The sequence below is a fragment of the Kitasatospora sp. MBT66 genome, assembly GCF_000710405.2.
In the GTDB taxonomy this organism is placed as follows: Bacteria; Actinomycetota; Actinomycetes; order Streptomycetales; family Streptomycetaceae; genus Kitasatospora; species Kitasatospora purpeofusca.
In genome coordinates, this window is sequence record NZ_JAIY01000010.1 from 1,361,740 (window position 1) to 1,367,567 (window position 5,828).

The window sequence follows — 5,828 nt, forward strand, 5'->3', positions numbered from 1 at the left end:
GAGCCACGGCAGGGTGGTGGCCGCGCCGACGAAGGCGACCCGGCGGTGGCCGCGGGCGGCGAGGTGGCGGGCGATCCCGGCGGTGGCGGCCGTGTTGTCGATGTCGGCCCAGTGCTGCGGCAGGCCCGGCCCGGTGCGGCCGAAGGCGGCGAAGGGGATGCCGACCCGGGCGGCGTGGGCGGCGCGGGGGTCGTCGGGGAGGACGTCGGCGAGGACCAGGCCGTCGACCTGGCGGGCGGCCACCACACCGTCGATCACCGCCCGGACGTCCTGCTCCCCCGCCGCCGGGCGGAGGAGCAGGACGTGGTGGCCCACGGCCCCGGCCGCGTCGACGAGGGCCTCGAGGAAGCCCGCCATCAGCGGGTTGGGGTCGAAGGGGTCGTCGACCGGGGCGAGGTAGCCGATGGTGCGGCGCTCGCCGGTGCGCAGCGACCGGGCGGACTGGTCGGGCCGGTACCCGAGCCGCTCGATCGCCGCGTTGACCCGGGCGAGGGTGTCGGGGCGGACCCGGTGCGGGGCGTTGAGTGCGTTGGAGACGGTCTGCCGGGACACCTCGGCCGCCCGGGCCACGTCCGCGATGGTGGTGACGCGGCGCGCGGGGCGTGCTCCCGGGGTGGTCATCGGTTCTCCTTCACATGGGTGCCGCCCCGCCGGGCGCCGGCCGTCAGACCCGGCGGAGGGTCAGCAGGCCGCCCCGGGGGACGTCGACGAGGCCGCCGTCCAGGTGGACGGTCGAGGTGCCGACGGTCCGGCCGCGGGCGTCCTGGACGGTCGCCTCGGCGGTGCCCCGGCCGCCGGTGAGGCGTACCCCGGGGTCGGCGTCGGCGTTGGCGACCAGCAGCGTACGCCACTCGCCGGCGGCCTCCGTGCCGGTGGCGACGGGCAGTGCCGCGTACCGGGCGACGACGGTGGTGCCGTCGCCGACGGCGCCGACCATCGGGTAGCCGAGGTCGGGCCGGGCCGGCCGGAACTCGCCGAGTTGCAGGGTGTCGACGTGGTCGCGGGAGACGCCGAGCCAGAAGGCGAGCGCCTCGCGCTGGGCGGGGCTCTGCACGGCGAGGTCGACGGAGATCTGCGGCACGCCGAACAGGACGTTGATCAGGTGGCAGGCGATCTGCTCGGCCGGTTCGGTGGGGTGCCACATCAGCATGTCGGAGTGGACGGCGAGCGGTCCGGCGATCAGCCGGGTGTCGACGACGCGCTGCCGGTTCTCCTGCGAGCTGAGCGGGCAGTCGACGGCCCGGACCATGGTGGCGTAGGGCCACAGGCCGGGGCTGACGTAGGGCTGGCGGTGCTCGATCATCGACTCGGGCGCGGCCGCGACGGTCCGGCGGCGGATCTCGGCGAGCAGCAGGTGCAGGCCCTCGTCGACGGAGGCGCAGTCGGCCTCGGGCCCGGGGGCGGGCGGGTCCTGGACGCCGAACCAGTCGATGAAGTCGACCTTGAGCCCGTCCATGCCCCATTCCTCGACGGCCCGGGCGAGCCGGTCGACCAGGTGGGCGCGGACCGCCGGGTACCGGGGGTCGACCACGACGGCGCCCATGTGGGGGGCGTCGACGAGGGTGTACCGGCTCAGTTCGGCCCAGGCGGCGCTGTCCTTCCCGATGAACGGGAGCGCGTACCAGAGCATGTACTGGACGCCGAGGTCGTGGACGCGGGCGACGTGGGCGGCGGTGTCGGGCAGCGAGTGGGGTTCCCAGTCGCCGCAGTGGGCGTAGCCGCGGGTGCGGTCGGTGGTCATCCAGCCGTCGTCGACGATGATCGTGTCGAGGCCGAGCTCCTTGCCGAGGGCGGCCTGCCGTTCGACGGTCTCGGGGGTGATGTTCTGGTGCAGCGCGTACCAGGTGGAGTACGCGGGCAGGCGGGCGGCGGTGGGGACGTGGACCGGGCGGCCGTCGGTCCACCAGTCGGCGAGTTCGGCGAGGCTGCGGCCGAAGTGGCGGCCGGAGGTGTCGATGCGGACGGTGAGGCGGCCGGCGGCCTGGACCCAGAACCGGAACTCGCCGGTCTCCTCGACGACGCCGGCGCTGGCGAGCACCTCCTCGCGGTCGGTGGCGAAGGCGCAGACCGTGGTGTCCCCGGTGCCGACCAGGGCGGCGACGGGGGCGCCGCGGGAGAGGCTGGTGCGGCGCGGGGCGTTCCAGGCGGTGGGCAGCCAGCCGGTGCCGCGCGGGTCGGGGGTCCAGTAGGAGGTGACGTCGACGCAGGGGGTGCGCCACTCGATCCGGACGTCCCCGGTCCCGCCGTCCGGGTCCTCGGCGGTGACCTCGATGACGCCCTCGCTGAGGACGTGCACGCTCGCCGTCCCGGCGACCAGCAGCTCCAGCCGTCCGGCGTCGGCGCCGGGCAGGTCCACCGGGCGGGGGCGCGCGGTGGTGGCGGGGGCGTGGGGCTCCCAGATCTCGTCGCTGGTGTCCGTCATGGTTCGGTTCAGCCCTTCGTGGCACCGGCCAGCAGGCCGGAGATGAACTGCCGCTGGAGGACCAGGAAGAGGACCATCATCGGCAGGGTGGATATGGCGGTTCCGGCGAGGATCGAGCCGTAGTCGGTGTTGGCCTTCATGCCCTGGAGGGTGGCGAGGGCGACCGGCAGGGTGTGCATGTCGGTGCTGCGCAGGGCGATCAGCGGCCAGACGAAGCTGTTCCAGGAGCCGAGGAAGAGGAAGATGCCCAGGGCGGCGAGCACCGGCCGCATGACCGGTACCACGATGCCGAACAGGACCCGGAGTTCGCCGGCGCCGTCGACCCGGGCGGCGTCGAGGAGTTCGTCCGGCATGGCGCTGAGGGACTGCCGCATCAGGAAGATCGCGAACGGCACGCACAGGCCGGGCAGGATCAGCGCCTGGTAGCTGTCGAGCATCCCGAAGGACATCATCATCTTGAACAGCGGGACGAGCATCACCTGGTCCGGCACGACCAGGGTCGACAGCAGTACGGCGAACAGCACCGTGCGGCCGCGGAACCGGAACTTGGCGAAGGCGTACCCGGCCAGCAGCGCCACGACGAGCCCGCCGAGGGTCTGCAGGCCGGACACCAGCAGCGAGTTGAGCAGGACCCGGCCGAGGCCGACCCGGTCCTGGAGGTGTCCGATGTTGTCGCCCAGGTGGGAGCCGGGCAGCAGCTTCGGCGGCCAGGAGAAGATCTCGCCGTCGCTGCGGGTGGCGGAGACCACCAGCCAGTAGAACGGGGCGATCGACAGTCCGGTGACGGCGGCGAGCACCAGGGTGAGCGGCCAGCCGCGGACTCGGCGCCAGGGGCTCGGGCCGGTCGGCGCCGGCTTGGCGGGCGGGGCCGCCGGGCCCGGTGCGACGGGCTCGACGGAGGTGGCGGCAGAGGTCATTCGCGTTCTCCCATCAGGCGCATCTGGGCCGCGCCGAGCACCGAGACGAGCAGGGTGAGGGCGTAGGCGATGGCGGAGGCGTAGCCGAAGTCGAAGTAGCGGAAGCCGTTGTCGTACAGGTACATCGAGACCGTGAGGGTCGCGTTGTCGGGGCCGCCGCGGGTCAGGACGTAGGGCTCGTCGAAGAGTTGGAGGGTGCCGATGGTGGAGAGCACCACGGTGAACAGCAGCACGGGCCGCAGCGCGGGCAGGGTGACGGAGCGGAACCGGCGGACCGGTCCGGCGCCGTCGACCATGGCCGCCTCGTACAGCTCCTTGGGGATGCCCTGCAGGCCGGCCAGGTAGATGACGGCGTTGTAGCCGGTGTAGTGCCAGGTCAGCACGAGGACGACGGCCATCCGGGCCCAGAAGCCGTCGCCGAACCAGTCGACGGTGGGCAGGCCGATCGAGTCCAGCAGGTTGTTGACCGCACCGTCCTTGGTGTTGAGGAGGAAGGAGAACAGGATGCCGGTGGCGACCAGTCCGGTGACGGTGGGCATGAAGACGCCGAGCCGCCACACGGTGCGCCAGCGGACGAACGCCGCGTTGAGGCCGACCGCGAGCAGGAGGGCGAGCGCGAGCATCACCGGGACCTGGACCACCAGGATCCGGGCGGTGTTGCCGAGCGCGGTCCAGAACAGCGGGTCGTGCAGCAGCCGTTGGTAGTTGGAGAGGCCCGCGCTGTGGGTGACGCTGCCGGAGCCGGCGGTCAGCGACAGCAGCATCGAGGAGATGATCGGGTAGGCCTTGAAGACCCCGAACAGGATCAGCGCGGGCGCGAGCAGCAGGTAGGGCACGGCCCGGCGGCGGAGCCTGGCGCGCCGGACGGCGGCCGGGCGGACCGCCGCCGGGGCGGCGGGCCGGGTGACCGGAGGAGCGGCGGCCGTCACTTGATCTTGCGCCCGGTCTGCTGGGCCAGCTGCTTGGCCGCTTCCTGGAGCGCCTCGGCCGGGTCGCCGCCCTTGACCAGGACCTTGGTCTGGGCGTCGCTGACCAGCTTGAGGGCGCGGGCGTAGTCGCCGGAGTAGTTGGTGGCGTCGCCGCCCTCGGAGAGCAGGTCGGTGAAGGTCTTCAGGACCGGCTGGCCGCCGTAGTAGGCGCTCGGCTCGCTGTAGATCGGGTCCTGGTAGGCGGCGGTGAGCGCCGGGAAGACGCTGCCGGCCTTGAACATGGCGTTGACCGAGTCGGCCCGGGTGAGCGCGTACTCGACGAACTTCCAGGCGGCGGTGCGGCGGGGGCTGGAGGCGGCGACGGCCAGGTGGGTGGTGTTCACGATGGCGGTGCGCTTGCCGCCGGGGGTGACGGCCGGCGGCCGGGTGAGCCGCCAGTTGCCGCTCAGGTCGGGGAACTTGGTCTCGATGTAGTGCGCGGCCCAGGACGGCTGCGGGCCGGCGCCGAGCTGGCTGTCCTTCATCTGGGTGCGCCAGGCGGTGGAGCCGGGCGTCTCGATGACGAGTCCGGCGTCGTTGAGGCGCTTGACCAGGGTGAGGGCGCGGACGCACTCGGGCGAGGTCAGGGTGATGTCGCCCTTGAGGTCGAAGTAGAACGCGCCCTGCTGCTGCATCAGGGACTGCAGGAAGTCGACGTCGGGGCCGGGGGTGCCGGGCTTGTTGATGCCGAGCACGCCGACACCGGGGTTGGCCGCCTTGAAGGCGTCGGCGCCGGCGATCACGTCGTCCCAGGTCTCGAACGTGGTCGGGTCGAGCTTGGCCCGGTCGAACATGTCCTTGCGGTAGAAGAAGCCCTGGGCGTTGACCTCCCAGGGGAGGGCGCGGGCCTTGCCGTCCTTGTCGGTGACGACCGGCCACAGGCCCTTGGCGAACTTGTCCTTGTGGGCGTCGGCGCCGAGCGCGGAGAGGTCGGCGAGGCCGTTGGGGAACTTCTCCAGGTAGCCGGGCAGGTAGTCGCAGCCGATGTGCAGGACGTCGGCGAGGCCCTGGCCGCCGGCCGCCAGGCCGACGGTGATCTTGTCCCAGATGGCCGGGTTGCCGACGTCCTGGACGTCGACCTTGATGCCCGGGTTGTCCTTCTCGAAGGCGGGCACGACGCCGCGCAGGGCGTCGGCGGCGCTGGTCCAGGACCAGACCGTGATGTTGCCGGTGGCGGCGTCCCCACCGGAGGAGCCGGAGCCGTTGGAGCCGCCGCAGGCGGCGAGGGCGCCGCCTGCGGTGAGGGTGAGCAGGCCGGCGCCGGAGGCGCGCAGCAGGTCGCGACGGGAGAGGTGTGACATGGCATGCCCTTCTGAGGGGGTGGACGTCGAGCGGGACGGGGTGGGACGTCGGTGGTGCCAGGTGGTGCATGCGGGGCGGTGCAGGTGGTGCGGCGTAGTGCTGGATGGTGCGGGGTCGTGCGGGTGGTGCTCCGTGGTGCCGGGTGGTGCGGGGTGGTGCGGGGGTGCCGGGCCGCCCCGCCCTGGGGCGGGGACGGCCGGGCGCGGGGCGTCCGCTCAG

The 5,828-nt window shown here is 73.1% G+C and carries 5 protein-coding genes; all 5 read right to left on the reverse strand.

Annotation, left to right across the window (positions count from 1 at the left end; all coding sequences use genetic code 11):
* A partial coding sequence (locus BI06_RS53955; RefSeq protein ID WP_043472890.1) for a LacI family DNA-binding transcriptional regulator occupies positions 1 to 621 on the reverse strand: 621 nt, incomplete at its 3' end.
* Between the two features lie 43 nt (positions 622 to 664).
* Positions 665 to 2,422, reverse strand: a complete 1,758-nt coding sequence (locus BI06_RS30575) for a glycoside hydrolase family 36 protein (RefSeq protein ID WP_043472894.1) — start codon at positions 2,420 to 2,422, stop codon at positions 665 to 667.
* An 8-nt stretch (positions 2,423 to 2,430) separates the two neighbouring features.
* Positions 2,431 to 3,339, reverse strand: coding sequence for a carbohydrate ABC transporter permease (locus BI06_RS30580; protein WP_078880545.1), 909 nt, complete (start codon positions 3,337 to 3,339; stop codon positions 2,431 to 2,433).
* On the reverse strand, positions 3,336 to 4,268 hold the full coding sequence (locus BI06_RS30585) for a carbohydrate ABC transporter permease (RefSeq protein ID WP_030397503.1): 933 nt from the start codon (positions 4,266 to 4,268) through the stop codon (positions 3,336 to 3,338). Before BI06_RS30585 ends, BI06_RS30580 begins: the two co-directional genes overlap by 4 nt.
* Positions 4,265 to 5,608: an extracellular solute-binding protein gene (locus BI06_RS30590; protein ID WP_030397504.1), complete on the reverse strand. Its 1,344-nt coding sequence runs from the start codon at positions 5,606 to 5,608 to the stop codon at positions 4,265 to 4,267. The genes BI06_RS30585 and BI06_RS30590 overlap by 4 nt, the downstream gene beginning before the upstream one ends.
* Positions 5,609 to 5,828 lie beyond the last annotated feature (220 nt).

Coding starts and splice junctions, on each gene's coding strand:
- BI06_RS30575 (WP_043472894.1), bottom strand. CDS start 2,422: ATGACGGACACCAGCGACGAGATCTGGGAGCCCCACGCCCCCGCCACC.
- BI06_RS30580 (WP_078880545.1), bottom strand. CDS start 3,339: ATGACCTCTGCCGCCACCTCCGTCGAGCCCGTCGCACCGGGCCCGGCG.
- BI06_RS30590 (WP_030397504.1), bottom strand. CDS start 5,608: ATGTCACACCTCTCCCGTCGCGACCTGCTGCGCGCCTCCGGCGCCGGC.